This is a genomic window from Micromonospora sp. C81, from assembly GCF_018070425.1.
Taxonomy (GTDB): Bacteria; Actinomycetota; Actinomycetes; order Mycobacteriales; family Micromonosporaceae; genus Micromonospora; species Micromonospora zamorensis.
Genome location: NZ_JAGPXS010000010.1, coordinates 102,782 through 128,645, shown reverse-complemented (window position 1 = coordinate 128,645; position 25,864 = coordinate 102,782). Strand labels below are relative to the sequence as shown.

29 protein-coding genes are annotated in these 25,864 nt (G+C 68.4%); 13 read left to right on the top strand and 16 right to left on the bottom strand.

What is annotated here, in order from left to right; genetic code table 11:
• Nucleotides 1–215: 215 nt before the first annotated feature.
• The 6 genes from KBX46_RS18315 to KBX46_RS18290 all read left to right on the top strand — a co-directional run bounded on the left by KBX46_RS18315 (nucleotide 216) and on the right by KBX46_RS18290 (nucleotide 5,557).
• Nucleotides 216–797 (top strand): type 1 glutamine amidotransferase domain-containing protein, encoded by a 582-nt coding sequence (locus tag KBX46_RS18315; RefSeq protein WP_210793388.1) that lies wholly within the window; start codon nucleotides 216–218, stop codon nucleotides 795–797.
• Between the two features lie 373 nt (nucleotides 798–1,170).
• Entirely contained in the window at nucleotides 1,171–2,082 is a 912-nt protein-coding gene (locus tag KBX46_RS32565) for an SRPBCC family protein (protein WP_247667747.1), read from the top strand.
• Nucleotides 2,079–3,254 carry a zinc-dependent alcohol dehydrogenase gene (locus KBX46_RS18305; RefSeq protein ID WP_210793387.1) on the top strand — a complete coding sequence of 392 codons (1,176 nt, stop codon included), beginning with the start codon at nucleotides 2,079–2,081 and terminating at the stop codon, nucleotides 3,252–3,254. The genes KBX46_RS32565 and KBX46_RS18305 overlap by 4 nt, the downstream gene beginning before the upstream one ends.
• Before the next feature lie 190 nt (nucleotides 3,255–3,444).
• Nucleotides 3,445–4,074: a TMEM175 family protein gene (locus tag KBX46_RS18300; RefSeq protein WP_308159581.1), complete on the top strand. Its 630-nt coding sequence runs from the start codon at nucleotides 3,445–3,447 to the stop codon at nucleotides 4,072–4,074.
• A 73-nt stretch (nucleotides 4,075–4,147) separates the two neighbouring features.
• Nucleotides 4,148–4,555 (top strand): DUF2267 domain-containing protein, encoded by a 408-nt coding sequence (locus tag KBX46_RS18295; protein WP_088947045.1) that lies wholly within the window; start codon nucleotides 4,148–4,150, stop codon nucleotides 4,553–4,555.
• 156 nt (nucleotides 4,556–4,711) lie between these two features.
• Nucleotides 4,712–5,557, top strand: a complete 846-nt coding sequence (locus KBX46_RS18290) for a hypothetical protein (RefSeq protein ID WP_210793385.1) — start codon at nucleotides 4,712–4,714, stop codon at nucleotides 5,555–5,557.
• Nucleotides 5,558–5,621: 64 nt separating this feature from the next.
• On the opposite strand, the gene KBX46_RS18285 is transcribed toward KBX46_RS18290, so the two are convergent.
• The 6 genes from KBX46_RS18285 to KBX46_RS18260 form a co-directional block, all read right to left on the bottom strand.
• A complete protein-coding gene (locus tag KBX46_RS18285) occupies nucleotides 5,622–6,278 on the bottom strand; it encodes a DUF1345 domain-containing protein (protein ID WP_308159580.1) in 657 nt (218 codons plus the stop codon).
• 83 nt (nucleotides 6,279–6,361) lie between these two features.
• Nucleotides 6,362–7,372 (bottom strand): mechanosensitive ion channel family protein, encoded by a 1,011-nt coding sequence (locus KBX46_RS18280; RefSeq protein WP_210793383.1) that lies wholly within the window; start codon nucleotides 7,370–7,372, stop codon nucleotides 6,362–6,364.
• A 265-nt stretch (nucleotides 7,373–7,637) separates the two neighbouring features.
• The gene (locus tag KBX46_RS18275; RefSeq protein ID WP_099851695.1) at nucleotides 7,638–8,021 is read right to left on the bottom strand and encodes a VOC family protein; all 384 of its coding nucleotides are present in this window, start codon (nucleotides 8,019–8,021) and stop codon (nucleotides 7,638–7,640) included.
• 67 nt (nucleotides 8,022–8,088) lie between these two features.
• Nucleotides 8,089–8,838 (bottom strand): alpha/beta hydrolase, encoded by a 750-nt coding sequence (locus tag KBX46_RS18270; protein WP_247667746.1) that lies wholly within the window; start codon nucleotides 8,836–8,838, stop codon nucleotides 8,089–8,091.
• 162 nt (nucleotides 8,839–9,000) lie between these two features.
• Nucleotides 9,001–10,422: an NAD(P)/FAD-dependent oxidoreductase gene (locus KBX46_RS18265; protein WP_210793382.1), complete on the bottom strand. Its 1,422-nt coding sequence runs from the start codon at nucleotides 10,420–10,422 to the stop codon at nucleotides 9,001–9,003.
• Between the two features lies 1 nt (nucleotide 10,423).
• Nucleotides 10,424–10,984, bottom strand: coding sequence for a hypothetical protein (locus tag KBX46_RS18260; RefSeq protein WP_210793381.1), 561 nt, complete (start codon nucleotides 10,982–10,984; stop codon nucleotides 10,424–10,426).
• 181 nt (nucleotides 10,985–11,165) lie between these two features.
• Between KBX46_RS18260 and KBX46_RS18255 the strand changes: the two genes are divergently transcribed.
• A complete protein-coding gene (locus KBX46_RS18255; protein WP_210793380.1) occupies nucleotides 11,166–11,774 on the top strand; it encodes a TetR/AcrR family transcriptional regulator in 609 nt (202 codons plus the stop codon).
• Between the two features lie 30 nt (nucleotides 11,775–11,804).
• On the opposite strand, the gene KBX46_RS18250 is transcribed toward KBX46_RS18255, so the two are convergent.
• Nucleotides 11,805–13,040: a low temperature requirement protein A gene (locus KBX46_RS18250; RefSeq protein ID WP_210793379.1), complete on the bottom strand. Its 1,236-nt coding sequence runs from the start codon at nucleotides 13,038–13,040 to the stop codon at nucleotides 11,805–11,807.
• Nucleotides 13,041–13,507: 467 nt separating this feature from the next.
• Nucleotides 13,508–14,020 carry a PH domain-containing protein gene (locus tag KBX46_RS33140; protein ID WP_210793378.1) on the bottom strand — a complete coding sequence of 171 codons (513 nt, stop codon included), beginning with the start codon at nucleotides 14,018–14,020 and terminating at the stop codon, nucleotides 13,508–13,510.
• A 307-nt stretch (nucleotides 14,021–14,327) separates the two neighbouring features.
• Between KBX46_RS33140 and KBX46_RS18240 the strand changes: the two genes are divergently transcribed.
• A complete protein-coding gene (locus KBX46_RS18240; RefSeq protein ID WP_308159579.1) occupies nucleotides 14,328–14,855 on the top strand; it encodes a hypothetical protein in 528 nt (175 codons plus the stop codon).
• A gap of 16 nt (nucleotides 14,856–14,871) precedes the next feature.
• On the opposite strand, the gene KBX46_RS18235 is transcribed toward KBX46_RS18240, so the two are convergent.
• The gene (locus KBX46_RS18235) at nucleotides 14,872–15,966 is read right to left on the bottom strand and encodes a bifunctional NAD(P)H-dependent oxidoreductase/GNAT family N-acetyltransferase (RefSeq protein ID WP_210793377.1); all 1,095 of its coding nucleotides are present in this window, start codon (nucleotides 15,964–15,966) and stop codon (nucleotides 14,872–14,874) included.
• A 71-nt stretch (nucleotides 15,967–16,037) separates the two neighbouring features.
• On the opposite strand from KBX46_RS18235, the gene KBX46_RS18230 reads away from it, so the two are divergent.
• The gene (locus KBX46_RS18230; protein WP_197699598.1) at nucleotides 16,038–16,472 is read left to right on the top strand and encodes a MarR family winged helix-turn-helix transcriptional regulator; all 435 of its coding nucleotides are present in this window, start codon (nucleotides 16,038–16,040) and stop codon (nucleotides 16,470–16,472) included.
• Between the two features lie 5 nt (nucleotides 16,473–16,477).
• Here KBX46_RS18230 and KBX46_RS18225 read toward each other — a convergent pair whose 3' ends face one another.
• From KBX46_RS18225 to KBX46_RS18215, 3 genes are read right to left on the bottom strand one after another with little or no spacing between them, the layout of a single operon-like run.
• Nucleotides 16,478–17,383, bottom strand: coding sequence for a questin oxidase family protein (locus tag KBX46_RS18225; protein ID WP_308159578.1), 906 nt, complete (start codon nucleotides 17,381–17,383; stop codon nucleotides 16,478–16,480).
• Nucleotides 17,384–17,419: 36 nt separating this feature from the next.
• Nucleotides 17,420–18,670 (bottom strand): MFS transporter, encoded by a 1,251-nt coding sequence (locus tag KBX46_RS18220; RefSeq protein WP_247667744.1) that lies wholly within the window; start codon nucleotides 18,668–18,670, stop codon nucleotides 17,420–17,422.
• Complete coding sequence (locus KBX46_RS18215) at nucleotides 18,651–19,298, bottom strand: disulfide bond formation protein DsbA (RefSeq protein WP_374224984.1); 648 nt, start codon at nucleotides 19,296–19,298, stop codon at nucleotides 18,651–18,653. Before KBX46_RS18215 ends, KBX46_RS18220 begins: the two co-directional genes overlap by 20 nt.
• Nucleotides 19,299–19,316: 18 nt before the next feature.
• On the opposite strand from KBX46_RS18215, the gene KBX46_RS18210 reads away from it, so the two are divergent.
• Together KBX46_RS18210 and KBX46_RS18205 are read left to right on the top strand one after the other, a co-directional pair.
• Nucleotides 19,317–19,808 carry a MarR family winged helix-turn-helix transcriptional regulator gene (locus KBX46_RS18210; RefSeq protein WP_210793375.1) on the top strand — a complete coding sequence of 164 codons (492 nt, stop codon included), beginning with the start codon at nucleotides 19,317–19,319 and terminating at the stop codon, nucleotides 19,806–19,808.
• A gap of 303 nt (nucleotides 19,809–20,111) precedes the next feature.
• Nucleotides 20,112–20,462, top strand: coding sequence for a YrdB family protein (locus KBX46_RS18205; protein WP_210793374.1), 351 nt, complete (start codon nucleotides 20,112–20,114; stop codon nucleotides 20,460–20,462).
• Here the strand turns inward: KBX46_RS18205 and KBX46_RS18200 are convergent.
• Complete coding sequence (locus KBX46_RS18200) at nucleotides 20,459–21,103, bottom strand: TetR/AcrR family transcriptional regulator (protein WP_210793373.1); 645 nt, start codon at nucleotides 21,101–21,103, stop codon at nucleotides 20,459–20,461. The two genes, KBX46_RS18205 and KBX46_RS18200, sit on opposite strands and share 4 nt — an antisense overlap.
• 80 nt (nucleotides 21,104–21,183) lie before the next feature.
• Between KBX46_RS18200 and KBX46_RS32555 the strand changes: the two genes are divergently transcribed.
• Both KBX46_RS32555 and KBX46_RS18195 read left to right on the top strand, forming a co-directional pair.
• On the top strand, nucleotides 21,184–22,479 hold the full coding sequence (locus tag KBX46_RS32555) for a YbfB/YjiJ family MFS transporter (protein ID WP_247667743.1): 1,296 nt from the start codon (nucleotides 21,184–21,186) through the stop codon (nucleotides 22,477–22,479).
• Nucleotides 22,385–23,032 carry an alpha/beta fold hydrolase gene (locus KBX46_RS18195; protein ID WP_247667774.1) on the top strand — a complete coding sequence of 216 codons (648 nt, stop codon included), beginning with the start codon at nucleotides 22,385–22,387 and terminating at the stop codon, nucleotides 23,030–23,032. The genes KBX46_RS32555 and KBX46_RS18195 overlap by 95 nt, the downstream gene beginning before the upstream one ends.
• 146 nt (nucleotides 23,033–23,178) lie before the next feature.
• Here the strand turns inward: KBX46_RS18195 and KBX46_RS18190 are convergent, their stop codons facing one another.
• Genes KBX46_RS18190 through KBX46_RS18180 form a run of 3 tightly spaced genes read right to left on the bottom strand, consistent with a single transcriptional unit; the run spans nucleotide 23,179 to nucleotide 25,859 of the window.
• The gene (locus tag KBX46_RS18190; RefSeq protein ID WP_088947027.1) at nucleotides 23,179–24,336 is read right to left on the bottom strand and encodes an acyl-CoA dehydrogenase family protein; all 1,158 of its coding nucleotides are present in this window, start codon (nucleotides 24,334–24,336) and stop codon (nucleotides 23,179–23,181) included.
• A 12-nt stretch (nucleotides 24,337–24,348) separates the two neighbouring features.
• Nucleotides 24,349–24,726, bottom strand: coding sequence for a Zn-ribbon domain-containing OB-fold protein (locus KBX46_RS18185; RefSeq protein ID WP_210793371.1), 378 nt, complete (start codon nucleotides 24,724–24,726; stop codon nucleotides 24,349–24,351).
• Nucleotides 24,726–25,859: an acetyl-CoA acetyltransferase gene (locus tag KBX46_RS18180; RefSeq protein ID WP_308159577.1), complete on the bottom strand. Its 1,134-nt coding sequence runs from the start codon at nucleotides 25,857–25,859 to the stop codon at nucleotides 24,726–24,728. Before KBX46_RS18180 ends, KBX46_RS18185 begins: the two co-directional genes overlap by 1 nt.
• Between the last annotated feature and the right edge of the window lie 5 nt (nucleotides 25,860–25,864).

Here is a 25,864-nt window from a genome sequence, read left to right as displayed (position 1 = left end):
AGTGGGTTGTCTGCGATACCCGCTGCGACAGCCAGCACACGCGCGATGCGGCCTTCTCCGCACAGGCACTGGCTGTGCAGCGGGCAGGTGAGGAGAATTGTCCACCCTCGAGCGGGCTTCGCTGGCCTGTTTGCCCGTCCCCCACACCGGGAAGGCGACCGCGATCTAGCGACGCGCCGCCGGCGGGGCGGTGCTGCGAAGGGGAGGCCGCAGAGATGGCGCAGAACCAGCAGCCACTGACCGGCAAGCGGATCGCTTGCCTCGCCGCCGACGGAGTGGAGGACGTGGAATACACCCAGTCCCGAGCTGCCGCGGAGCAGGCGGGAGCCGAGGTCCATCTGATCTCCCTGCAGTCGGGCGAGATCCAGTCGATGAACCAGGACATCAACCCGGCCAACCGCTATCGGGTGGACCGGACCGTGAACGACGTCAATGCGGCCGACTACGACGCCCTGTTGCTGCCTGGCGGGACGGTCAACCCCGACCGGCTCCGGATGAACCCGCAGGCGATGGACTTCGTCCGGGCGTTCTTCCAACAACAGAAGCCGGTGGCGGCGATCTGCCACGGCCCCTGGTCGTTGGTCGAGACCGGCATGGTCAACGGCCGGACTCTCACCTCATTCCCCAGCCTGCGCACAGACATCCGTAACGCGGGCGGGAACTGGGTGGACCAACAGGTGCAGGTCGACAACCGCTTGGTCACCAGCCGCAGTCCCAGCGACCTTCCGGCATTCTGCGCAAAGATGGTCGAGGAGTTCGCCCAGGGCGAAGACGTCCGCCAGATGGCGACGGCCTGACAAGCGGGGCTCAGGGCCGGAAGCACCAGGCCGGTCCTGAGCCCGTAGCGGCGTTTATCCCGCCGCCCGAAAGGCCGCCGCTCCCGCCGAGCAGCGGCTGTTAGAACCGGTGCAAAGCGACGATCAGCCGGTGCCGTGACGCCGTGCTGAGCAGCGGGACAGGGATCGCCTGCGTACTGCGGCCGATGGGCGGGTTGAGGTGGTTTCCGAGGGGTATCCGGGCGCCTAGGGGTCGCGGCCCGGACCGTCGTGAACCGGAATGCGCGGCCGGTGCGACCGGATGCGGAGGCTACCCGTGACTCAACTAGCAACCCGAGATGCAGTGAAGGCCAGGCAGGACGAGGTTCAGCGGCGCGGGCGCGGGCTCGGCTGGATGAGTCTCGGCCTTGGTGTGGCACAGCTAGCGGCACCGGACACGGTGCGTCGCATCAGCGGAGTGGACGACTCCCCCACGACCCGGGCGGTGGTGCCGCTGGTCGGGGCGCGGGAGTTGGTACATGCGGCCGGGCTTCTGACGAGCCGGCGGAAGAGCATCTGGGCGTGGACCCGGGTCCTGGGCGACGCGATGGACCTGGCCTCTCTCGGGGTGGCCATCGCCCGCCGTGGCGGGCGCCGCCGTCGTCGTCTCGTCGGTGTCACTGGCGCCGTCGTCGGGATCACGGTGGTGGACCTGCTGACCGCCGTGCAAGCCACCCGGGCGAAAAGGAGCGGGGCGGTACAAGGCTTACGCGAAGGAGGATCCATGGAGCTGACGGCCACGACAACCATCCGCAAAACCCCACCCAAGGTCTACGCGTTCTGGCGCGACCTGGGCAACCTCCCGACGTTCATGGCCCACCTTGAGGAGATCCGCACCACCGGTGATCGCACGAGCCACTGGTCCGCCAGCGCTCCGTTCGGCAAGAACGTCGAGTGGGACGCGGAGATCGTTGACGAGGCACCCGGCGAGAAGATCGCGTGGCGGTCGACCGGGAACGCGGATGTGCCGAACGCCGGTACGGTCCGCTTCGTTCCCGCCCCGGACGGCGTGAGCACCGAGGTGCACGTCGTTCTGTCGTACGACATCCCGGGCGGCGCGATCGGCAAGGCCGTCGCCAGGTACTTCGGCGAGGAACCACACCAACAGCTCGACGACGACCTGCGGCGGCTCAAACAGGTGCTGGAGACCGGCCAGGTGGTTCGTTCCGACGGTGCCCCGTGGGGCAAGCGGGCCCGCAAGGAGTTCCCACAGCGTCCGGCGCAACCGCTGTCGGATGCCGAACTGGCCAAGGGGGCGGACGCGTGAGGGCGAACACCTGGGCCGGCCGCAACAAGGTCAAGGTCCGTGACGTGCCGGACCCGAAGGTCCTGAACGAGCGCGATGCCATCGTACGGATCACTTCCACGGCGATCTGCGGCTCGGACCTGCACCTGCTCGATGGGTACGTGCCCACGATGCAGGACGGCGACGTCATGGGTCACGAGTTCATGGGCGAGGTGATCGAGGTCGGCCGGGGCGTCGATCCGGGCCGGCTGAGCGTCGGGGACCGGGTCGTCGTGCCGTTCCCCATCGCCTGCGGCGCGTGCGGCGCCTGCGCCGCCGAGCTGTACTCCTGCTGCGAGAACTCCAACCCCAACGCCGGGATCGCGGAGAAGATGTTCGGTCACCCGGTCTCCGGAATCTTCGGCTATTCGCATCTGACCGGCGGCTTCGCGGGCGGTCAGGCACAGTACGCGCGGGTGCCGTTCGCCGACGTCGGGCCACTGAAGATCGAGGCCGACCTGACCGACGAACAGGTGCTGTTCCTCTCCGACATCCTGCCCACCGGCTACATGGGTGCCGAAATGTGCGACATCCAGTCCACCGACGTGGTCGCGGTGTGGGGCGCCGGCCCGGTCGGCCAGTTCGCGATGGACAGTGCCCGCGCGCTCGGCGCCGCGAAGGTCATCGCCATCGACAAGGAGCCCTACCGGCTGCAGATGGCCGAACGGGCGGGCCACACGCCGGTGAACTTCGAGGAGGTCGACGTGCGGTCCCGGCTGCTGGAACTGACCGGTGGGCGGGGACCGGACAAGTGCATCGACGCCGTCGGCATGGAAGCCAGCCACGGCAGCGCGCACGTGCACGCCTACGACCGAGTCAAGCAGGCAGTCCGCTCGGAGACCGAGCGCCCGCACGCACTGCGGCAGGCGATCCTGTCGTGCCGCAGCGGCGGCATCGTGTCGGTGATCGGCGTGTACGGCGGCTTCCTCGACAAGTTCCCGGCCGGGGCGTGGATGAACCGGGCGCTGACCCTGCGTACCGGTCAATGCCACGTACAGCGCTACATGAAGCCGCTGCTGCAGCGCATCGAACGCGGGGAGATCGACCCGACCCGGGTCATCACCCACACCCTGCCGCTCGACCAGGCAGAACGCGGCTTCGAGATCTTCAAGAACAAGCAGGACCACTGCGAGAAGGTCGTCCTCAAACCTTGACCACCACCCGCATCCGGCCACCGCGGCGCGCCCGGTGGCCGGATGCGGCGTATCCGGAGACATCGGCCTGCGGGCGCGGGGCATTCGCAACGGGGCTGCCCAGCTGTTTGCCGCGGACGACCCTGGGAAGGCGCACTCGGTGAGCGGGCCAGACACGGACCTAGGCACCCGATCGGACACCAGCCGTGCCGTGGCGTTCAGCGATGCGATCTTCGCCATCATCATCACGTTGCTGGTCCTGGACCTCCGGGTGCCGGACGTTGCTCCTGGCCGCCTCCTGTCTGGCCTACTCGACCAATGGCCATCGTACGTCGCCTATCTCGCGTCCTATTCGTACGTGGCCGTCGTCTGGCTCAACCACAAGGCGGCGTTCAACCGCATCCGGCAGGTCGATCGCGGCCTGCACTGGATGAACCTCTTCGTGCTGTTCAGCACGGCGCTGCTGCCGTTTCCGACCATTGTCGTGTCGCACGCGCTGCAGGAGCACAACAACGCGGACCAGCGTGTAGCCATCGCCTTCTACGCGCTGATCGGCGCGTTGCTGTGCGCGACGTGGCTGGCGTTCTACCACTACCTGGCCCGGAACCCCGATCTGCTGAAGGAGCAGGCCAAGGACGGCTTCTTTCACGTCGAGCGGTTCCGGGCCCTCGCCGGGGTCTTCCTGTACGTCCTCGCAGGAATTGTCGGCTACCTGGTGGCCCCCTTGATCGGCCTCGTCATCTTCCTCATCCTTCCCGTCTTTTATGCCATCACCAGTGCCGGCCTGTACCAGTTGCGGGTGACCCGCAGGATCATCCACCGCCCTCCGCCACCACCCTGAGGGTGTGCGAACCGCCGTTTCACCCCGGCAAGGGCGGGTACCCGCCGCAATCCGGCTCGAGAGGGGATCCGAGGTGAACTACAGCGAGTTCATTCAGTCTGTGGCAGCACGACCCAAGGTTCCACCGGGGCAGGCGGAACCGATCACTCGCGCCACGCTCGAGACTGTGGCAAAACGGATCACTGGTGGCCAGGCAAGGGACCTCGCTTCCCAGCTCCCCGAGGAGCTGAAAGGCCTGGTGTCCAGGCCCACCGAAGATCCGGAACGGTTCGGCTTCACCGAATTCTTGGAACGGGTGCAGTCCCGGGCAGGGGTGGATCGCCAGGTGGCCACCGACGGAGCGCGGGCCGTGCTGGACACCCTCCGTGAGGCTGCCAGCGCGAAGGAGTACGGGGACTTTGTCGACCAGTTGCCGCAGGAGTTCTGGCAGTTGACCGGGCCAGGGTCGGGACAGCTCCAGCCCCGGCGGATCGGCACCTAGGCCACACCCTCGCTGCGGTGAGGCTCAGGCTGATCACCAGGATCAGCAAGGCGGGGTTGGCCTTTCACACCAAGGGATGGGCCGAGGATCGGAGCGACGTACCGATGGTGGGGCTCCATCTGGTCGGGACGTCAGGCGAGGCCCGAGGAGTGCGGGATGACCGAACCGGAGAGCCGGGACACGCACGGGGAGTCGCCCGGGCAACCGCGTGAGCAGGTTGGTGGGCGGCGCGACGGCGAGGAAGGCGCGAAATCCGCCGGTCGCGGCCAGAACCTCGGTGCCGCCGGCGGGCCAACGGGTGCCAAGCACGGCGAACGCCCCGTCGTCCCGAAGAGCGCTGAGCACGGCCTTCCTCAGCCGGCTGGCGGGCACAGCAGCAAGACGATGTCAGACCCGGACGTCGTCCTCCAGATTCCGCAGGTCAAGGTCGAACAGATCTACGTCGAGGTCGACGATCTGGACGCCTCCGTTTCTCTGCGAGCCCGGCTGGGTAGCCTGCTCCAGCTCGACGTGGGCGTTCAGGCGCATCTCGGCACGGTGAAGATCGACATCAAGGGCGTCGAGGCCGAGGCGATGCTCGAGGTTCGGCTCGATGAGCTCAGGGGCATTCTCGACAGCGCCCTCCGCACAATCGAGCGCAACCCTCAGATCATCGAGTCGGTGGTGAAGACGGTGGACACGGCCGTGAACCAGGTCGGGCAGACAGCGCAGGAGGCGCTGGGGCCCAATGGACCGCTGTCGCAGACGCTGCAGCAGGCCACCCAGCAGCTCGGTCAACAACCCGGACAGGCCACCCAGCAGCTCGGACAGAGCACCCAGCAACTGACTCAGACCAGCGGGACGGCGGCTGGCGGCGGTGTGGAGGGTCTCGGCAGCGTGCTGGGCGGGTCTTCGGGCCGAGCGGGGTGGCAACGGATGAAGAAGATCGTCAACAGCAGTCAGCCACTGAGGCAGGTCACGGCGCGGCTGGCACGACCGCAGGGGCAACAGCCACAGAGCTGATCGACGTCTGCCGTGGTGGTGGCACAGCAGCTGGCCAGGTCACGCCACTGCATGCTCCGCGGGGTCACGATTGGCCCAGGTTGGTGACCAGGTTGACGGCGACGGCCAGGATGCCAGTTCCGAAGGTGTAGGAGAGCAGCGCATGCCCTAGCGCGACCCGGCGCACGCGGTTGCTTGTCGGTTCGGTCTCGCCCGGAGCGTAGGACATGCCGACCGTGAACGCGGCGTACGCGAAGTCGGCGTACGCCGGCGGATCTTCCCGCTTGAAGTCGATGCCGCCATCGTCGCGGAAGTACATCCGGGCGTACTTGAATGCGAAGACCGTATTCACCAGCGCCCACGCCAGGACCACCGCGACGACGCTGAGGATCACCAGCGTCACAGCCACCACGTCCTGCTGGTTCGAGGCGCGGACGAGCGCCTCGGCCACGGCGATGAGGCTGATGGCAGACGCGATCAGGATCGCCGCATCGGTGGAACGGGACTGCTGCTCCGCCTCGGCAAGCTGCTCAGTAAGCCTTGGGCTCGCCGACCAGCAGGCCCTCCACACCCAGACGAGGATCGTGCCCGCCGCGATCGTCCAGATCACCAGCGGCGTCAACTCCGGCGCCCCGACCAGCGCGATGGCGGCCCCCGCGACCACACCGACCGCTAACGACCACAGGGCACGCCTGACCGACAGCAGCCGTTCCCGCGCCGGTCGTCCCGATTGCTGCTCCACACGTTCAGCGTTCCAGCTCGAACGGATCATGTACGGAATACCCGAAGCGATTACCGGATCAGGTTGTGAATAGAACCCGCCTGTCAGGGTTGGTACTGACTGCGGGTGCGGGGCAGCCACTGGGGATGATGGTCACGCAGGTAGGCGACGAGTCCCTCGCGCAGGTCGCAGCGCAGGTCCCAGGCGCTGGCGCCGTCGGCGGCCGAGGCCTGCACCTGGATGACCGCCGTCTGCGGTGTGGAGTCGACCATCTGGAGGACCCACTGGCTGCGATCCCACAACGGTGAGGACTCGACCAGCCGGCGCGCCTCCCGGCGCAGGTCGTCCAGGTCGGCGGTGTGGTCGACATGGATCTGGATTTTGCCGACGACCCGGGACACGTTCCGGGTCCAGTTCTGGAACGGCCGCTCGGTAAAGTACGTGGTTGGCAGAATGAGCATCCGCTCGTCCCAGAGCCGGATCACCACGTTGGTCAGCTTCACCTCTTCGACTCGGCCCCATTCGCCGTCCACCACCAGCACGTCGTCGACATGCAGACCGTCGGCGAAGGCGACCTGGATGCCGGCGAACGCGTTGCCGAGCGCGGTTCGGGCGGAGAGGCCGATCAGAGCGCCGACCACTCCTGCCGACGTCAGCACGGAGATACCGAAGAGGCGTACCGGCCGGAAGGTGATCAGGATCAGGCCGATCGCGACGATCGTGACCACGGCGACGGTGAGCCGCCGCACGGGGCGGATCTGCGTCCGAGCCCGCCGGACCCTCCGGCTGGTGGCCACGTCGCCCGGCAGTCGGCTGAACGCGAGCGCCTCGGCGACGTGCAACGCCTTGATCACTAGCCAGGCCCCGGCCACGATCAAAGCCACCAGGACGACGTGCCGCAGATGACGTTGCCACCCGGCCGGTCCCGACGGCAGCGCGTAGTGCAACGCCGCGGCCAACAGGACCGCTGCCGCCGGGCGGCGGCAGGCTTGCCGCAGCGGCTCCAGCAGCCACTGGTAACGGCCACGGGCTACGCGGCGGGCCAGCAGGCCAGAGATCAGGTCCACGATCACTGCCGCCGCCAGCGCGGCCACTACGATCATCGCGGTACGCATCAGAGGACGTTCACCGCAACCCCGATGTCAGCTTCCCCCGGCTCCCTGCCCTGTCCACGTGCCCAGGGTGCCATCCGGTCCGATCGTGGGCAGCCAACATCGACAACCATTGGTGAGCCGCATGCCGGATCGCCGGGTCAGTCGTCGTCGGTGACTGTGCAGGACGTGTCACACCCTGCGCCTGGTTCCCCGAGATCCATGAGATGCCGGTGAGTAGGCCCACGCAGTAACGGACAAGGTTGCGGAACGGGCCTTGATCATGGCCTCAAGCGACGCAGAACTCGTTGCCCTCGGGGTCGAGCATGACGACGTGCCCGAGGACATCGCCGTACCACTCCTCGCGGACCACCGTCGCACCGGCGGCGACCAGATCGGGCACTTTCTGCCGGATCAACAGGGTGCGCTCGGCCATGTCACCGGCGCCCGGACCGGCGACTCGGATGTCGATGTGCATGCGATTCTTGGCAGATTTGCCCTCGGGCACCTTGAGAAACGCAATGGCGGGGCCCCGGCCGTCCGGGTCGACGATGGACGCGTTGTCGGGCTCGTCAAAGCCGGGTTCATTGACATAGCCGAGGGCCAACGCCCAGAAAGCAGCGATCCGCTGGGGATCGTCGGCGTCACAGCCCAGGGTCCAAAGAGTGCCCACCGCGCCAACGTACCCTGTTGCTCCCAGCAGGATCGGCCAGCGCAGTCCGACCAGTCGGAACGAACACCTAGCGCGTGGTGGCGCGGGCGGCGGTGTCGATGAGGTCTGCGACCGGGCCGGGTTGAGAGACCGCCACGGCGTGGGACGCCTCAATCTCAACCGTCGTGGAGCCGGCCCGCTTGGCCAGGAAGCGCTGGAGGTCCGGCGGAATCCCCATGTCCTGGGTGGTGATCAGGGTCCAGGACCGGATCGTCTTCCAGGCGGCCCTGGTCACGCTCTCCGTCTGGGCGGCCTCGGTGGGCGGCCGCTGCGTCACCGCCATCAGCTCAGCGGTGTCGGGGTCGACGTCGGCGGCGAAAACCGCAGGGAATTTTTCCTGATAGATGTACTGCTCCATGGACGTGCCGCCCTCGTCGAGGGGGTACGGCACCATCTTGACGGAAGTGAGGAGCGCGCTTCCCGGGAACTTCGTGACCAGGTCGGCCACGCTCTCGCCGACGTCCGGGCTCACGCTGGCGACGTACACCAGAGCCTTGACGTTGGAGGCACCATCGGCAGCCTCGGTCATCACTGATCCGCCGTATGAATGAGCGGCCATCACGACCGGGCCGGACACGGTGTCTACGACAGATCGAACGTACGCCGCGTCCTTGTGCACACCGCGGAGCGGGTTCGCGACGGCGATGACCGGATAGCCCCGACCCTTGAGGTGAGCGATCACCCCGTTCCAACTCGACGAGTCGGCGAATGCGCCATGAACAAGCACGATGGTGGCCATCCCAGCGTCCTGGGCGGACATGTCAGATGCAGCGTTCATCGCGGCATTCCTTCCGAGCTGGCGGACGTCGTACCGGCCCGCAGTTTCGGCTGTGGGAACGGTGCAGCACCCAGTATTCAAGGCGACTCAGACCTCTGTCAGCGAGATCTGGAATGCCAGCTGTACAACTCGACGACGCGGGGCGAGCGCTTGGTTGCACCGTCACCGGCCGTATGTCTCCAGCAGCCGTAGCCAGACCTCGCTGACGGTCGGGTATGCCGGAACCGCGTGCCACAGCCGGTCCAGCGGAACCTCGCCGACGACGGCGATGGTCGCGGCATGGATCAGTTCCGCGACGTCCGGGCCGACGAGGGTGAAGCCGATGATCACCTTTCGATCCTCGTCGACGACCATTCGGGCGTGCCCCTTGTAGCCATCGGCATGCAGGGACGATCCGGCGACAGAGCCCAGGTCGTAATCCACGACCCGGATCCGCAGTCCGGCCGCCGCAGCCGCAGCTGCCGTCAGCCCGACCGACGCGACCTCCGGGTCGGTGAAGATCACCTGCGGCACCGCACGCTCATCAGCCGTCACCGCATGGCGGCCCCACTGACCGTCCTCGACCTTCTCACCCCTCGCCCGGGCCACGATCACGTCGCCCGCCGCGCGCGCCTGATACTTGCCCTGATGGGTCAGCAGCACTCGCCGGTTCACATCACCGGCGGCGTACAACCATCCCCCGCCGCCGACGACGCGCAGCGTGTCGTCGACCGCCAGCCAGACACCCGGCGCCAGCCCGGCGTTCTCCAGCCCGATGTCCTGGGTGTTCGGGATACGACCGACTGCCACCAGCACCTCGTCGGCTTCAACCTGCTCACCGTCGGCCGTATCGACGTGGACGGTTCCGCTGTCGTCGCGGCTGACGGAGACGGCATTCGCGCCGAGGCGTACCGACACACCGGCCTCGCGCAACGACTCCGTGACCAACTCCCCCGCGAACGGCTCTGCCGACGGCAGCACACCGTCACGGGCCAGCACCGTCACCGAAGATCCCAGGGCGCCGAACGCGGTCGCCATCTCAGCCGCCACCACACCACCACCGATGATCGCGAGCCGGCGGGGCACCGAGGCGGCCGAGGCGGCCTCGCGACTGGACCACGGCGCCGCCTCCCGCAGGCCTGGAATATCCGGCAGCAGAGCGCTACTCCCGGTCGCGACGACCACCGCGTGCCGCGCGGTCAGCGTGACCGTCACGCCGTCGACCCCCGTCACCTGGACGAGCCGGGTCGAACGGATTCGCCCCTGCCCGCGGTGCAGCGCGATCCCCGCCGACTCAAGCCAGGACACCTGCCCGTCGTCCTTCCACTGGGACGCGAAGGAGTCCCGGCGTCCGAGCACCGCTGCGGCGTCCAGGTGTCCCGTCACCGCCTCCCGCGCTCCCGGCAGTTGGCGAGCCGCCCGCAACGCGGACGCGCTACGCAGCAGCGCCTTGGTCGGCATGCAGGCCCAGTACGAGCACTCCCCGCCGACCAACTCCCGCTCGACGATGGCGGCGGTCAGGCCGCCCTGCACGACCCGGTCAGCGACGTTCTCCCCAACCGGACCGGCACCGATCACGACGACGTCGTACTCGAAGGCGGTCATGTCAGTTGCCCTTCGCGGCACGGCCGAGACGGACGGCCGCGATGAGGAAGAAGATGGCGCCGGGGATGGCGTAACCAGCCGCGTTGGTCAGCGACGGGTCAGCCGCGGACGCACCGGCGATGAAGGACCCACCAGCCAGAACCGAGATACCCCCACTGATGATCATCGGCCACTGGCCACCCATCTTCCGACGAGTGACACCCACAATCAACTGGACCAGTCCGGCCACGATCGCCCAGGCGCCCCACACCCGCAGAACGGCGGGGATGCCGGACGCGCTGGCGACGCCCACACCGACGGCGGTTATCAGGCTGACCGCGATGTTCACGTACAGCAGGGCCGGCGAGCCGGCGAGCCGCGTCGAACGAAGGTCGTAGATGGCGGCGCCCACGTCGAACAACGGGTAGAGCACGAAAAGTGCCACCGTGAGCGGGCCGATCTCCTTGGCGGTGGCGATAGTCACGAGTGCCCACACGATGGCGAACGCGAAGCGGGTGAAGTACAGCCGCCGCAAGGCGGAGGCGGGCTGGGAGATCTCGGGGGCAGCGGCAATGGTGGTCACGGTGACCCTTTCGGCGAAGGCTCGACGAGAACGAACGTTCTGTCGCGTCTCAAGCATGACGAGCCCCCGCCTGTCTGTCAAGACAGACCGTTCTACCCACCAATCCGCCGAGGGGCCGCCCCCCACAAACCTTCGGCCGCGCGCAGCGTTAGACCGAACGTTCTATCGCTAAGATAGTGGGATGCTCCGCACCGAACCTGGCACGCGGCCTTCTGAGGCGCGGCTCCGGCTCCTCACCACGGCAACCAGGATCTTCTACGCCGAGGGCATCCACGCCGTGGGCGTTGACCGCATCATTGCTGAGGCGAAAGTGACCCGGGCCACCTTTTACCGGCACTTCCCCAGCAAGGACGACCTCATTCTGGCGTACCTGCGGGAGATCCACCGCATGGAGCGCGGCACGGTCGAGGCGGCCATCGCCGCCGACTCCGCGCCGGTCGACCGCCTCCTGGCCGTCGCTGGCTCCATCGCTGGAAACATCCAGTCCCCCGGGTTCCGCGGATGCGCCTTCCTGAACGCAGCGGCCGAGTATCCCGACACCGACCATCCCGTGCACCAGGAGATCATCGCCCACCGGCAATGGTTCCTGGACACGCTCACCACGCAGATGGCGCAGGTCCACGAGGAAACGGCGGATGCCGCCGCACGCCACTTCGTCATGCTTCGCGACGGCGCCATGGCGGCCGGGTGCCTTTTCGACCCCGCGTTGGTGTCCGAGACCTTCCTCAGCGGGGTCGAAGGACTGCTCCGGATCAATACCGAGCGCCAGTCGGCCGAGTCGGCGCATTAGTACGCCTGATTGGTGCGCATAGTCGCGCGGTCACGCCTCGGAGTCACGCTCGCCGGATGCCTCTCGCCCGATCGGCGAAGCGGAACCCTCCAGTGGTCGTCCCCGGCTCCGCAGGCTGTCGAGTAGCGCGACCAGGACCAGCACTGCGGCCACCACGCTCAACCCGACCATCGGTGCCCAGCGGGCCAATGCCGGCGTGAACAGCAGCAGGGCCAGCACTCCGGCCACCCGGGAAGGCGAAACCCGGCCAAAGATCTCGTACTCCAGCCGCATACGGGCGACAAGGAAGAGCATCGGACCGCCCACCACGAACAGAAGCCAACCGGGCCGCGGCGACCCGTACGGATTGTGGATCACCAGCTCGTAGCCGACCGAGGTGACGAGCACGCTGAACACGATCAGCAGATGCGTCCGTTCCGACGACGCGCCCAGCCGGCCGGGCATGGCCGACCGTTCCAACGCCTCGGCCAACAGCAAGCCGGCGCGGTGGAAGTAGATCCGCCAGATCAGCGCGCTGATGGCGAACGCGACCGCGAAGGCGGCCGCCCGCACCGCGGAGTAGTCCGTCCCGCTGAAGACCACGCCGATGACCAGAATCGACTCACCGAGTGCGATGAGAAACATCTGCTGGTAACGGTCGGCGAGATGCGTGCCGGCGATTCGCCAGCGGCCCACCTCTGAGGCCCCGAGCCACGGCAACGGCCAACCCAGGGCCCAGGCGACGTAGTCGACAGTAAGGGCGGCAGCCCACAGCGGCAGGCGAAGTCGATCCGGCCCCAATGCGCCGGCCAGCCACAGTGGCGCACTCGCCGAAGCCCACACGGCAAGCCGAAACGGCACCAGTCGTCGCGGATGGCCACGCAGCGCGGCCGCGATCACCAGCGGCCGTACCACCATCACCATCAGGTACGCGACCGCGAACGGCAGCGCCCGTTCCTCCATGGCCCGAGGCAACGCCACCGCCATGACCAGGCTGGCGAACATGGTGCCGACCACGACGGCCTGGATGATCGGTTGCTCTGGTTCGTAGCGACTGGTGATCCAGGCTGTGTGCGACCAGATCAGCCAGAGGGCCAAGAAGAGCAGCAGCGTACGACCGAACCCCTCGACGAGGGCCCAACCGGTGTCATCGCTCAGGCCGGCGAATCGTTGCGAGACCCGGGTGAGGGCCACTACGAAGGCCAGATCGAAGAAGAGTTCGAGGAAGGTCGCGCGGCCCGAACTCGTCGGAGGGCGCAGCAGTGCGGCGCCGCGTTCCGCCGCCATCGTCCGCCCCCGTCCTCCCCTTGTCGCACCAACGATCCGGCCGACAGAAGAGTTGCGTCCGGTCCGCCCGAACCAGATAGAGCGGGCGAGCCGCTCCTGATCCAGCTGAGCTGTCAGATCGGGCACCGTGTTGATCTATACCCCAGATGACTCCTCGTGACGGTGGAGCCATCGGACGAGAGCGCGTTCGATGTGTCCTCGTTGCCGCATCCATCGGACCAACAGGGCGACGCCGAGTGACAGGACCAGGCCCGCCCACTTGGGTGCACCGGCTTTCCACACCAGCCAGCCAGCCAGCCCGGCGACCATGAGCAGAACCGACTCCGCCCTTTCGGGGGTCACCCACCTAACCAGCCTTGTGCGAGTCACGAGCACACCGAAGCACATCCGCGGTCCGGTCGCCTCGATCGATCAGGTGAGGAGGAACACCGGAGGTACGACACACCCGTTCCGCCCTAAAGGGTCTGTCACGTGTTGTTGCCCGGTCCGTCGTCACTCACCCGGGACGCCACTCGCCTCGACTGCCGTTGGTGTTCTCGGGCGCGCTGTTCGAGGTAGTCAGCGACGTCGTCCGCCCGGGTCGCACGTCCGAGCCAGCGGCTCAGGTTCGACTTCTGCGGGGCGGGAGCCATTACCCGACTGCCGTCGGCGCAGGTGATGGCGATTCCGTGATAGCCCGGGTCGCACCGCACAACGGCTGACCACGGCACGTGGAACGTACGCCACTGGCTGTGCAGGATCAGTCCTTCGGGACCTGCGGACAGTCGAGGATGGAATATGTTCCGCCACAACACGAATCCCAGGAGGCCGTAAGGCACGGCGATGGCGAGCACCGGACGCAGATCGCCGTCGGGTGCAGAAGCCTGGTAGGCGGAGAACACCAGCACCCCAACGGCTGCAACACCCAACAGCAGGCCGCTGAAGATCCTCAACGCGACACCCAGTCGCCACACCCGCACTTCCTGCAGATCGATCGGCACTCCCGACCCCTATCTGTCTGGCCGCGATTACGTCAAGCGCCACAGGCTCCGCCCACGAGCACCGGCAGCAACACCATCATCTATCCGCGCCGTGCCCAGCCCTCGGCCGGGTTCGCCGCCGTCTCCACGACGCGGGATCTCCCTGCGATAGTTCAGCTCTTACGGTTCGGGTCGGGCTGATCATTCACTGCCGGCAAGGGAACAGCACAGTGGGACATCACCTCGTCTGCTCGCCGAGTGCCGCAGCGCAGCGGCATGAGCGGATGCCGGCTGGCGAGTCGTGTGTTCAGTGGGTCATGGTTTGGGCGTGATCGTCATTCAGCGGGTACGCGTGCGATGGAGCGCGGCTGGGCGCGGCGCTCCACAGGCCAACGCCCGTCGAGGGCTCAACCGCCCAGTGGCACTCCCGGCGCCACTCCCAGAGGGCCACGTCGTAGTCCACGACGTCCTGGCCGATGAGGCCGGCGGCTACGTACGTCGTAGCGACGTACTGACCGGTGACGTGAGCATCGCCCGCAACCTCAATCTGTGGCTCACCTCCGACGGCCCGGCGGTGACCGTCGAGCGCCTGCCCGGCGCGGCGGCGTTCCCCCCACCGGGAGTGTCGGCCCGCCTGTTCACCCTCGCCCACGGACAGGTCGGCCGGTATCGAGCCAATTTCCGGTTCCGGTTCACCCAGTGCGCGTGCGACCCCAGCTGGTACTACGAGGACTGGGTGGTTCATGTCAGCAACGGCCGTGTCGCACACGACCGCTTCCTGCACGGCGAACCGGACCACGATGTCGACAACCGCGTCCACCTGTACGGCGGCCCTGCGCGCCGAGGTAACCGCTGACAACCGGCGATGAGGGTCAGGCGGTCGGTTGCCTCTGTTTGATGAGGTGGACGCTGCCATCCGGGGTGTCGTCAGCGTGGGTGAGGGCGTAGCCGGCGCGTTCGTACATCTTGATGTTGCTCGTGCTGCGGTGGCCGGTGAACAGCTCGTAGTGCGTGGTTTCCTCGGGGGCCTGCTGTTCGGCGTATGAGAGAAGCCAGGAGCCGATGCCGTTTCCGGCCTGGTCGGGAGCCACCATGAGGCGACCGATCAACCACCCACGGCCGCGTGCCTGGGCTCGGACCGCCGCGACGAGGCGTCCGTGTCGACGTACGCACCACAGCTGCCATGTCGACGTCGATTCGCGCAGTTCGTCGAGGGTTTCCCGGAGCGGCGACAGGTCGAGCGTGTCGTTCGCGAGGGCCTCCTGCACCCAGCAGCACCGCTGGAGGACGAGCAACTCGGCGAGGTCGTCCGGCTGGGCGATGGTCAGCCGTAGTCCTTCGACCGGCCCGGGCACGTTGGTGACGTCACTGTCCGGTTCGGTGCGCAGGGGCCGCATCGCTGAGGCCACCCGGGTCAACTCAAGCAGCATCCTGCGAGCCGTGTCGTCGAGTCCCGCGGAACGGAGAACCTGCCCGTCCTGGGTGCTGTCGGCGATGCGGAGGGCGACGGTGGCACCGATGGGCATCATCTTCAAGGTGGTGACGACCTGCTTCGTCATCTGCACCGACCGGGTGCCGGCCGAGGTGTTGCCGTAGCTGACGAATCCCACCGGCTTCCACGACCACTCGTGGTAGAGGAAGTCCAGAGCGTTCTTCAATACCGCTGGCATGCCGTAGTTGTACTCGGGTGTCACCACCACGAATGCGTCAGCTGCGGCAACCCGCTGGCTCCATGCGCGAGTGTGCTCGTGGACGTAGATGCCGCTGGAGGGATGCTCGGGCTCGTCGAGCAGCGGCAGCCCGATGTCGGCCAGGTCCGCGACGTCGAGAGTGATCCGGGCCGCTGCGGCTGTCGGGAGGGTCGCCTGGACGAACCAGTCGGCGATTGCTGGACCCAGCCGTCCGGGGCGGGTGCTCGCGACGATGACCAGGACGTTCAGTTGGGCAGTCTGTGCTTTCAATGACATGTCAACGAACATAACCGAGCTTTCGATGACGTGTCAACGAGATGTAGTGTGACCGCGTGGACACTGCCTGGTTGAGCGAGGACGAGGAACACGCCTGGCGCGCTTTCCGGCGCCTGCTGACGACGCTGCCGGCGCGGCTCAACCGGGACCTGGCCCGCGACTCAGGGCTGTCGCCGGCCGACTACGAGGTGCTGAGCACGCTGTCGGAGAAGCCGAACCGCCGGTGGGCGCTCAAGGACCTCGCCCACAAGATGGAGTGGTCGCGCAGCCGACTGTCCCACCACGCGACCCGAATGGAGGCGCGCGGACTCATCGACAAGGAGCCCGACCTACAGGACGCGCGGGGCTGCATCCTGCACCTGACCGACGACGGCTTCAGGGTGCTGGATGAAGCTGCCCCACACCATGTCGTTTCCGTACGCGCGCGCTTCCTCGATCATCTAAGTCCCGACGAGCTCGAGGTGCTGCGCAAACTTTCGACCCGGATCTCCGACCTGCCTGACTGACGGCACTAGTCGGCGGCGATCTGCTCGACGGATTGCGCGGCGATGGCGAGCAGTGCGGAATCTCCGGATCGGGTGTACGTGTCGCTCAAGGCATCAATGAACTTGATCGCGTGCGCGTCTCCGCTGTCTGTTGCGCGGCGCATGACCTGACCGAGGCTCAGGTTGGTGCCAGCGGACGGGGCGGGCCGCGCCTCGGCCGGGGCGTAAGCGGCAGTAACGGCAGCTGTTGCCGCCCAGGCGGCGGCGAGGCTCGGCACCCAGAGCGCCTGCGGTAGAGCCGGCAACGCACGCAGGACCGCGTTCGGCGCGGTCGCGGCGTGGACGAGCATGACAGGGCTCGCGTACCCGTGGGTGCCGTGCCGGACCACCGCGGCGTCGACGATCCCCGCGAGCCGTGTCGGCACGTCGTCCGTGTTGTTTCCGGGCACCGCGCCAGCTACGGAAGGCCACCGGCTCAGGTCGGCCAGTTGGGCGAGGCGGGCTCGAATGCCGGACCGCTGGTCGGGTACGCGGGGTACCGCGTCGAGCGCGGACCGGGCGTCGGTTGTCGGGTACGACCCGGCGCCAGGTGGCGCGAGGGGCTGCCACCGGGCGGCCCAGTAGGCCAGCCCCTGACCGAGTTCGGCGACGCGCGGCTGGGTCTCCTCGTCGAGCAACGCACGTACGGCGTGGCCGACCCGGATGACGCCGTGGGTCGCGCCGGCGGCTATGCCAGGTAGCAGGCGCGGCCACCACCGGACCAACACCTCCCGCCAAGGTTCGCCGGCCAACTCGCGGTCGAAATAGTTCAGCCAGTCTCCGGTACGAACCGGGTCGCCGAGCGGGTCGCGCCACTCGTCACCTGGGATGGGTCGAATACCACGTGGCCGCTCTTCCAGCCTGTCCGCGTAACCATCAATCCATCGGTGCACTGCCTGCTCGTGGCCGCGGTAGGCCAGGGCAAGTGGTCAGGTGGCTCCCGGGTCGAGTGTCTGGAAGGGCCGGCGGTGCGCGGCCCAGGTGACGGCGAGAGTCGTGGTGAGCCCGGTGGCCAGGAAGACGAGCCCGAGAACGAGCCACCCCGGACCGGACCAGACCATAACCAGGGCGGTCAGGGCGGCCGGCCCGACGGCACGGGCCAGCGGGACGCCGCTGGAGTACACGCCCTGCCACTGCCCGGGGCGGGTTGGATCGGCCAACGCGAATCCGACGCACCACGAACCGGCGGCCAGTCGCAGCTCGCCGGCCACCTGCACAGCCACGGCGGCGAGGAGGAGACCCGTGGTGACGGCAGGGTCGGTGGTGGCGGTCGCCGTCGAGAAGAGCACGCAGGCTACGCAGAGCGCGAGGCCGGCGAGGCGGATCGCCCGGGTCGCCTCGGCCAGGGTGGTCACGCGTCGGGCCGTCCGGCGCTGCCAGCCGAGGACGCCGAGGGTGTTGACGACGAAGACCGCCGCCACGATCCAGGACGGCGCCGCCGTGCGGCTGGTCAGGTAGAGGGGCAGCAACACGCTGAGCATCGGCATGTACAGGTACAGCACCGCGTTGAGCGCTGCTACCACGACGTAGCGGGTGTCCCGCGGGGCGTCCCATCCGTGGCCCGTCCGTACGGGGGCCCGTGCGACGGGCGGCAGCCGGGTGAGCATGATCGCGCTCACGGCAAAGAGCGCCGCGTCACCGACCAGGGCGGCGCGGTAGACGGTGGGGGTACCGGCGAGGAGCGCCAGCCCTCCGGCAGTGGCGCCTAGCCCGATCCCGGCGTTGACCGCGGTCTGGATACCTGCTCGCACCGCGACCAGTTCGGTGGACGGCACCAGGGAGACCAGCAGGGCCTGCCGGGTCGCGCCGGCCCCGCTCTGGGCGATCGCGTACGCGACGCAGGCGGACGAGACCAACCAGGGTGTCGGTGCCGACGCCAATGTCAGCAGGGCGGCTGCGGTGGCCGCGGACAGCAGGATGGTCACCCGTCGCAGTCCGATCCTGTCGCCCAAGGCTCCGAGGGGATGAGTGAGGAGGAAGCCGGCCCCCCACGCGACGGTCAGGAGGCCACCGACCTGCGCCGGTCTCAGGTGGCCGACCTGCACCAGGTAGACGACGAAGATCACGTAGAAGCAGCCGTCGCCCACGGCGGTGACGAGCTGTGCCCGGATGAGGGTGGTGGTTGGCCGCCGGTGAGGGGCCGCGGTGAGCGCGGCCGGGCTAGGCGAAGCTGAGGCCATCGGAGCGGGCCCGCTTGAGTTCGGAGAAGGCCCGGCAGCCGGCGAGCATGCGGGCGCCGTCGAAGACCCGCAGGGCCTCCTCGCCGCGGGGGATGGAGGTCAGCACGGGGCCGAAGAAGGCGACGCCGTCGATCACGACGGTCGGGGTACCGAGGTCCTCGCCGACGAGTTGCCGGGCCTTGGCGGTGCCGGCGCGCATCTGCGGGTCGAGGTCGCTGCGGTGGGCGGCGTCGGCGAGGTCGGCGGGCAGGCCTGCCTCGGCCAGGGCCGCCGGGACGACGGCGGCGAAGTCCTTGTCGCCCTCGTCGTGGATGCGGCGGCCGAGCGCCGGGTAGAGGCGGGCGAGGGCCGCCGAACTGTGGTGCACCGCCGCTGCCACGCACACCCGCGCCGGCCCCCACGCGCGGTCGTTGAAGGCGCGGTACCAGGGCTCCAGCTCGCGGTCTTCGTTGAGGACCGAAAGGCTCATCACCTCGAACCGCAGGTCGATCGGACGCAGCCTCCCCACTTCCATGAGCCATCGGGAGGTGATCCAGGCGAACGGGCAGGACGGGTCCACGTAGGCCGTGACCACCGGAACCGACGTACGATCAAATTTACCTTCCACGGAAGGAAATTTACCTTCCATGGAAGGTAAGATGCAAGCATGAATGAGGACCGCGTCGGCAGCATCGTCGCCCAGTGGCGTCGTGAACGTCCCGAGCTCGACCCCGACCCATTGCTGATCATCGGGCGGATCCAGCGGCTGGCCGAAGTGCTCGACGCGGCCCTACGGCCGCCGTTCGCCGAGGCGGATCTGGGAAACGGCGAGTTCGACGTGCTGGCGGCTCTGCGCCGGGAAGGCCCGCCGTACACGCTCACGGCCGGGCAGTTGAGCCAACGGATGCTCGTCACCACCGGGGCGGTGACCAAGCGAGTCGACCGGCTCATCGCCCGGGGCCTCGTGTCGCGTTCGGTCTCCGACAGCGACGCTCGAGGCAGAGTGGTGGGGCTGACCCCGGCCGGCGCGGCGTTGACCGACCGCCTCATCGAGCAGCACCTGGCCAACGAGGCGGCCATTCTCCGCGAGCTGCCCGACGCCGACCGCAGGGAGCTCGAGCGCCTGCTGGCGACGTTGACCCGGATCGTTGGTTCCTGAGTTTTCGACACGCCGCCCGCTGCCACGGCCAAGAAGTCCCGCCCTCGATGCGACGCGGCCGGTCTCCCCTCAGGGAGACGTCGACCGCAGATACTTCTGCCCGTGGCGCATGCGTGGAGCCGCACCCGGGGCCCTGGGCTTGCGTATTCCTGACCTATGTTTCAACGCCGACCTGAACGACGTGTTGGATAGCTTGTGTTGCCCTGTGTGGCCGGGCGGACATCGGAGACAAGAAAGGCGCGCCAGGTCACCAGTTCTTGGCTCCTGAAGCCTGCGACAATCGACTTTGAACGAGGAATTGGGATGAACTTCCTGCGACATGTCAACGACCTGCTGGCCTTTCTGCTTGAACTTGCAGCACTGGCCGTTCTCGGCTACTGGGGCTCCAAGACTGACTCGGCCGTCCCGGTCAAGGTCGCGCTCGCCGTCGGAGCGCCCCTGTTGGCGGCGATCACATGGGGGCTGTTTGCTTCACCCAAGGCGACAATTGCATTGCCACTCATTGGTGTGCTCGTGGTAAAAGCGCTCGTATTCGGCTCGGCCGCGCTGGCCCTGCATGCGCTTGTAAATCGTGCACTCGCTACTTCGTTCGCAGTAATTGTGGTAATCAACATTGCCATTGCACTGACCGTCAAGTCGGTCGGCGATAATTAATCCGCTGATACTTCAACGTCATTTGGCTTTGCGTCGGGCGTGGCCCGGGCGGCCCGGCTCGGCCGGTTGGCGGGCAGCAGTGCGAGGGCGGCCTGCTTGGCGTGGTGGCCAGCACCGGTCGGGTCGTGGTGGGCGGCGATCAGGGTCGCGCCCTCGACCAACAGCAGCAATTGTCGCCCGAGAGCATCGGGGTCGACTGCGCCAGCGCGCTCAGCGATCGCGGTCAGCAGGCCGAGGCGGCGGTCCAGATGGCGGGCGGTGACCGTCCGTACCGCCTCGACCTGGTGTTGAGCGGCGGCGTTCTGCATCGCGCAGCCACGGAAGGTCGGTTCCTCGTACCACCGTTGAAGTTCGTCGAAGACGGCAGCGAGCTGCTCGCGGGGATCGTCCCCGGCTGCGGCTGCGGCCCCGGCGATCCAGGCCGTCACCCGCTCGCTGCGGGCCTCCAGCACCGCCTGGATGAGACCGTCCTTGGTGCCGAAGTATCGGTAGACGGTTTCCTTCGACACGCCGATCCTGGCGCACAGTTCGGCGACGCCGATGCCGTCGAGGCCCCGCTCGTACAGCAGTGGGGCGGCGGCCTCGATGATGCCGGCGCGGGTGCGCTCCGGGTCGATCGTCGAACCTTTGGGAACTGGCATAACAGAGATGGTACCGACCGGTTCCTTCTACTGCTACCATCGCCGAGTTCGTACCGATCGGTTCGATGATGTGGGGGGTCATGACGTCGACCGCGCCCGCGAGTGTGTGGCGCGCCGCACGGCTGGCCCTGGGCACCGCCGCCGCGCTCGGCTTGGCACGCTTCGCCTACGGGATGCTGCTGCCGGCCATGCGCGACGACCTGAACTGGACGCTGGCCGCTGCCGGCGGAATGGGGACAGCGAACGGGCTCGGCTACCTGCTGGGCGCGCTGCTCACGAACGGGCTGGTACGCCGAGTCGGTGCCGCCACCGCGTTCCGCGCTGGCATGGTGCTGACCGCCGCGTCGCTGCTGGCGACCGCGGTCAGCGGCGATTACCTTGTGCTGTTGGTTCTCCGAACGCTGTCCGGCGCGGCCGGAGCGGTGGTGTTCGTCGCAGGCAGTGTGATCGCGTCCCGCCTCGCCGCAGACGCCGCCTCGGCTACTCCCCTCACCGTCTACTTCGCCGGCGCTGGGCTGGGCATCGTGGTCAGTGGCTTGGCCATACCCCTGCTCGGCGTGCACTGGCGGCTCGCCTGGGTGACTCTCGGTGCTGCCGCCGCCGTAGCGACCGGGGTGAGCTGGACCGTGGTCAGTTGCGACGGTGCCCGGCGGCTTGAGGTCGGCCGCGCCCGGCTTCGGCCACTCCTGCCCGCGGCCCTGGCTTACCTGCTGTTCGCCGCCGGCTACATCACCTACATCACCTTTCTCTCCGCCTATCTGGTCGAACGGCACAGCTCCGTGTTGCAGGTGATGCTCACCTGGTCGGTGCTCGGAACGGCAGTGGCGGCGGCGCCCGCCGTCTGGACTCGCCCGATCGCCAGGTGGCCCGGCACCCGCGCCCTGGCCATCCTGCTGACCGTCCTGAGCGGCGGAGCGGCACTGGCGCTGACGTCATCCGCGACACCGGTCGTCCTGGCCTCCGCGCTCATTTATGGGGGGACCTTCATGGGCGTGCCGGCCGCGATCACCGCCCTCATCAGGGCTCACACTCCGACCGCTGACTGGACCGCCACGCTCGCCGTCTTCACCGCCGTGTTCGCCGCCGGTCAGACCGCTGGTCCGTGGCTCGCCGGTCTGGTCGCCGACCACACCTCCACCGCGGCCACACTCGGGTGGACCGCTGTCCTGTGCGCCGCCGCAGCGTTGAGCGCCCTCCTCGGACGACTCACCACAGTGGACGCCATCCTCAGAATCAACCGAAGGAGCAAGCCCGATGTCAAACTTCCTACTCATCCCAGGGATGTGCCACGGTGGCTGGTGCTTCGAGCACGTCACCCGGCGGCTGCGCGACCTGGGACACACCGTCCACCCGCTGACGTTGACCGGCGTGAGTGAACGCAGCCACCTGCTGCACGGCACGGTCAACCTCGACACGCACATCCAGGACGTTGTCGCCCTCCTCGAAGGCGAGAACCTACACGACACGGTGCTGGTCGGGCACAGCTACGGCGGGATGGTCATCACGGGCGCCGCCGACCGGGCACCGGACCGGATCGACTCGCTGGTTTACCTGGACGCCGTGGTACCCGCCGACGGCGACTCTTGCTGGTCACTGGTGTCCGACCAGGAGCGGAGGTGGTATCTGGAGGTGGACGAGACCGGCTGCGCATCCCGATCACTGCCGTTCTTCGACGCTCGGGCGACGCCGCACCCGATCGCCTCGGTGCTCCAGCCACTCCGACTCACCGGCGACCCGGGACAAATCCGCCGCCGGGACTACGTCTACGCCGCCGGGTGGGCCGACCAGTCCCCGTTCACCACGATCTACCAGAAGCTCCGCGCGGAGCCAGGCTGGACCACCCATGCTCTCGCCGGTGGACACAATCTCATGCGTGACACCCCGGAAGAGCTGACGAAGATCCTGGTCGACGTTGCCGCGTCCCGCTGAGCACGCCCGGTGGCCCACTGCGGAAGGTCCGTCACCGATCCTCCCGCCCGGAGTGGGCCACCGGGCCCACCTGCCACGACCCCCATACCGCCGCTCCGCGCCTCGGCGGTCGTCGGCCGGGCACGACGAACGCCCTGGTGGGAGTGTCAGACAGTCAGGTCGCCGCGTACGAGCGCCTTCGCGACGACGGTCCGCAGGATGTCGTTCGTGCCCTCGCCGATGCTCATCAGGATCGAGTCCCGGTAGAGGCGCTCGACCTCGAACTCGGTGGAGTAGCCGTAGCCGCCGTGCACCTTCATCGCGTCGATCGCGGCCTCGAGGGCCACCTCCGAGCAGAACACCTTGGCCATCCCGGTCTGCCCGTCGGCGCGACCGCGCCGGACCGCGTCGGCCGCCCAGTACGCCATCAGGCGGGCGGCCTGGAGCTGGATCGCGATGGTGGCGAGCTTGAGCTGGATCGCCTGGAACTCGGCGATGTGCTTGCCGAACGCCTTGCGCTGCTGGGCGTACGCCAGCGCCTCGTCGTGGGCGCGCTGCGCGATGCCGACCGACCGCGCGGCGATGTTGACCCGGCCCCACTCCAGGGCGGACAACGCCTGCTTGAGGCCGACGCCCTCGACGCCACCGAGCAACCGGTCCTTCGGTACCCGCACGTTGTCGAGGAGGATCTCGCAGGACTCGGTGCCCTTGTAGCCGAGCTTCGGGATGTCCCGCAGGACCTGGAAGCCGTCCAGCGTCGCGTCGACGAGCAGCACGCTCATGCCGGTGTGCGCGGGCGTGGCGTGCGGGTCGGTCTTGACCAGCACCGGCAGTGGGTCGGCGTACCGCGCGTTGGTGATCCACATTTTGGTGCCGTTGACGACGTAGTGGTCGCCGTCGAGACGGGCGGTGGTGCGGATGCCCTGCAGGTCGGTGCCGGCGTCCGGCTCGGTGAGGCCGATGCCGCTCCGCCGGGCGCCGGTGGCGAGGTCGGGCAGGTAGGCCTGCTTCTGCTCCTCGGTGCCGTGTATGGCGATCATCCGGCAGGCCAGGGAGTGGCTGCCGAGGATGCCGGCGATGCCCATCCAGCCGCGGGCGAGTTCCTCGAACACCAGCGCGAACGAGACCGGGTCGAGGTCGAGGCCGCCGTACTGTTCGGGCACGGTGATGCCGAACAGCCCCATCTCGGCCATCCCCCGCACGATCTCCGTCGGGTACCGCCCGGTCTGCTCCCACTCCCGCGCGACCGGGATGATCTCCCGGTCGACGAACGTGCGGAGCAGGGCGCGGAAGTCCTGCTGCTCCTCGGTGAGCGTGAAGTCCATGGGTAGCCTCCGTCAGCGGTGGAAGACCGGCAGCGCCCGGCCGTCGTCGAGGTCGAGCCAACCGACACGGACCGGGTCACCGATCCGCCAGTCCTGCCCTTCGAGGGTGGACAGCACGAGTGGTCCCTCGGTGAGCCGGACCCGGGCGATCGTGTACGGCACGGCAGCCCCCGGCACGGGTGCCCGGTGCACCACGGTGAACGTGTCCACGACGCCGTGGCCGGAGGCCTCGACGAACCCGAGATCCACCATCGACGAGCAGCCGGTGCACAGCGCACGCGGCGGATGCTGGACGTGCCCGCAGGACCCGCAGGTCTGCAGCGTGTAGCGGTGCTCCCGGGTGGCGTCCCACCAGCCGGCCGTCACGTCGTCGGGTGGCGGCACGTGCATCACCGCACCCCCAGCACGACCGTCGCGTGCGTGGACAGGATCCCGCCGGTGCCGTGCGCCACGGCCACCCTGGCGTCGGGCACCTGCCGGGCTCCCGCCTCGCCGCGCAGTTGGCGGACCGCCTCCACCAGCAGCAGCACCCCGTACTGACCGGGATGGCAGTACGACAGGCCACCGCCGGAGGTGTCCAGCGCCAACTCACCGCCGGGACGGATCCGGCCGTCGGAGATGAAGTCGAGCACCTCCCCCGGTCCGCAGAAGCCCAGTGCCTCGATGCTGAGCGCGGCCGTGATGGTGAACGAGTCGTACACCTCCAGCACGTCCACGTCAGCCGGTGTGATGCCAGCCCGGGCGAACGCCTCGCGGCCGGACTCGCGCGCGCCGGTGACCGTCAGGTCCTCGACAGCGGTCATCGACGTGTTCGTCGACCGTTCGCCGTACCCGAGGACCCGTACCGGCGGGTGCCGCAGGTCGCGGGCCCGGTCGAGCGTGGTGAGCACGACCGCTCCGCCGCCGTCGGTCACCAGGCAGCAGTCGGCGACGGTCAGCGGGCTGGAGACCATCGGCGCGGCGAGCACGTCGTCGACGGTCAGCGGCCCGGCGCCGTAGCGGAACGCGGCCGGGTTGAGCAGCGCCCACTCCCTGGCGGCGACCGCGATCTCGGCCAGCTTCTCCCGCGTGCCGCCGTACCGGTGAAAGTACTGCTGCGCCGCCATCGCGTAGTACGACAGCGGGTACAACGGGCCGTACGGCGCCTCGAACTGGGCCTCCGGGGTGTGCTCCTCGACGATCCCGCCGAGGCTGCGCGAGCGCGCGGAGCGCTGGTTCGACGCGAAGCTGATGACCACTGTGGACGCCTGGCCGGCGTCGATGGCTTGGGTGGCGCGGGCGACCATCATCTCGGCGGCCGACCCGCCGACGAACGTCGAGTCGACCCAGCGGGGCTGCTGCCCGAGATACTCGGCGAGCTGTGTGGTGGAGAAGCGGGACACTCCGGTGGTGGCCAGTCCGTCGACGTCGGCGAGGGTCAGCCCAGCGTCGGCGAGCGCCCGGGTGACGGCCTGGGTCTGAAGCGTGAGCGTGGACTTCCCGGTGCTGCCGAGGTCGCACTCGGCCGCGCCCACGATCGCCACGCCGG

Bases quoted from the DNA above. Each gene is read 5' to 3' on its own strand.
- KBX46_RS18315 (WP_210793388.1), top strand. From the start codon at position 216: ATGGCGCAGAACCAGCAGCCACTGACCGGCAAGCGGATCGCTTGCCTC.
- KBX46_RS32565 (WP_247667747.1), top strand. From the start codon at position 1,171: ATGAGTCTCGGCCTTGGTGTGGCACAGCTAGCGGCACCGGACACGGTG.
- KBX46_RS18290 (WP_210793385.1), top strand. From the start codon at position 4,712: ATGACCGAACCGGAGAGCCGGGACACGCACGGGGAGTCGCCCGGGCAA.
- KBX46_RS18280 (WP_210793383.1), bottom strand. From the start codon at position 7,372: ATGCGTACCGCGATGATCGTAGTGGCCGCGCTGGCGGCGGCAGTGATC.
- KBX46_RS18270 (WP_247667746.1), bottom strand. From the start codon at position 8,838: ATGAACGCTGCATCTGACATGTCCGCCCAGGACGCTGGGATGGCCACC.
- KBX46_RS18265 (WP_210793382.1), bottom strand. From the start codon at position 10,422: ATGACCGCCTTCGAGTACGACGTCGTCGTGATCGGTGCCGGTCCGGTT.
- KBX46_RS18255 (WP_210793380.1), top strand. From the start codon at position 11,166: ATGCTCCGCACCGAACCTGGCACGCGGCCTTCTGAGGCGCGGCTCCGG.
- KBX46_RS18250 (WP_210793379.1), bottom strand. From the start codon at position 13,040: ATGGCGGCGGAACGCGGCGCCGCACTGCTGCGCCCTCCGACGAGTTCG.
- KBX46_RS18235 (WP_210793377.1), bottom strand. From the start codon at position 15,966: ATGTCATTGAAAGCACAGACTGCCCAACTGAACGTCCTGGTCATCGTC.
- KBX46_RS18220 (WP_247667744.1), bottom strand. From the start codon at position 18,670: ATGGCCTCAGCTTCGCCTAGCCCGGCCGCGCTCACCGCGGCCCCTCAC.
- KBX46_RS18215 (WP_374224984.1), bottom strand. From the start codon at position 19,298: ATGGAAGGTAAATTTCCTTCCGTGGAAGGTAAATTTGATCGTACGTCG.
- KBX46_RS18210 (WP_210793375.1), top strand. From the start codon at position 19,317: ATGAATGAGGACCGCGTCGGCAGCATCGTCGCCCAGTGGCGTCGTGAA.
- KBX46_RS18205 (WP_210793374.1), top strand. From the start codon at position 20,112: ATGAACTTCCTGCGACATGTCAACGACCTGCTGGCCTTTCTGCTTGAA.
- KBX46_RS18200 (WP_210793373.1), bottom strand. From the start codon at position 21,103: ATGCCAGTTCCCAAAGGTTCGACGATCGACCCGGAGCGCACCCGCGCC.
- KBX46_RS32555 (WP_247667743.1), top strand. From the start codon at position 21,184: ATGACGTCGACCGCGCCCGCGAGTGTGTGGCGCGCCGCACGGCTGGCC.
- KBX46_RS18195 (WP_247667774.1), top strand. From the start codon at position 22,385: ATGTGCCACGGTGGCTGGTGCTTCGAGCACGTCACCCGGCGGCTGCGC.
- KBX46_RS18190 (WP_088947027.1), bottom strand. From the start codon at position 24,336: ATGGACTTCACGCTCACCGAGGAGCAGCAGGACTTCCGCGCCCTGCTC.
- KBX46_RS18185 (WP_210793371.1), bottom strand. From the start codon at position 24,726: ATGCACGTGCCGCCACCCGACGACGTGACGGCCGGCTGGTGGGACGCC.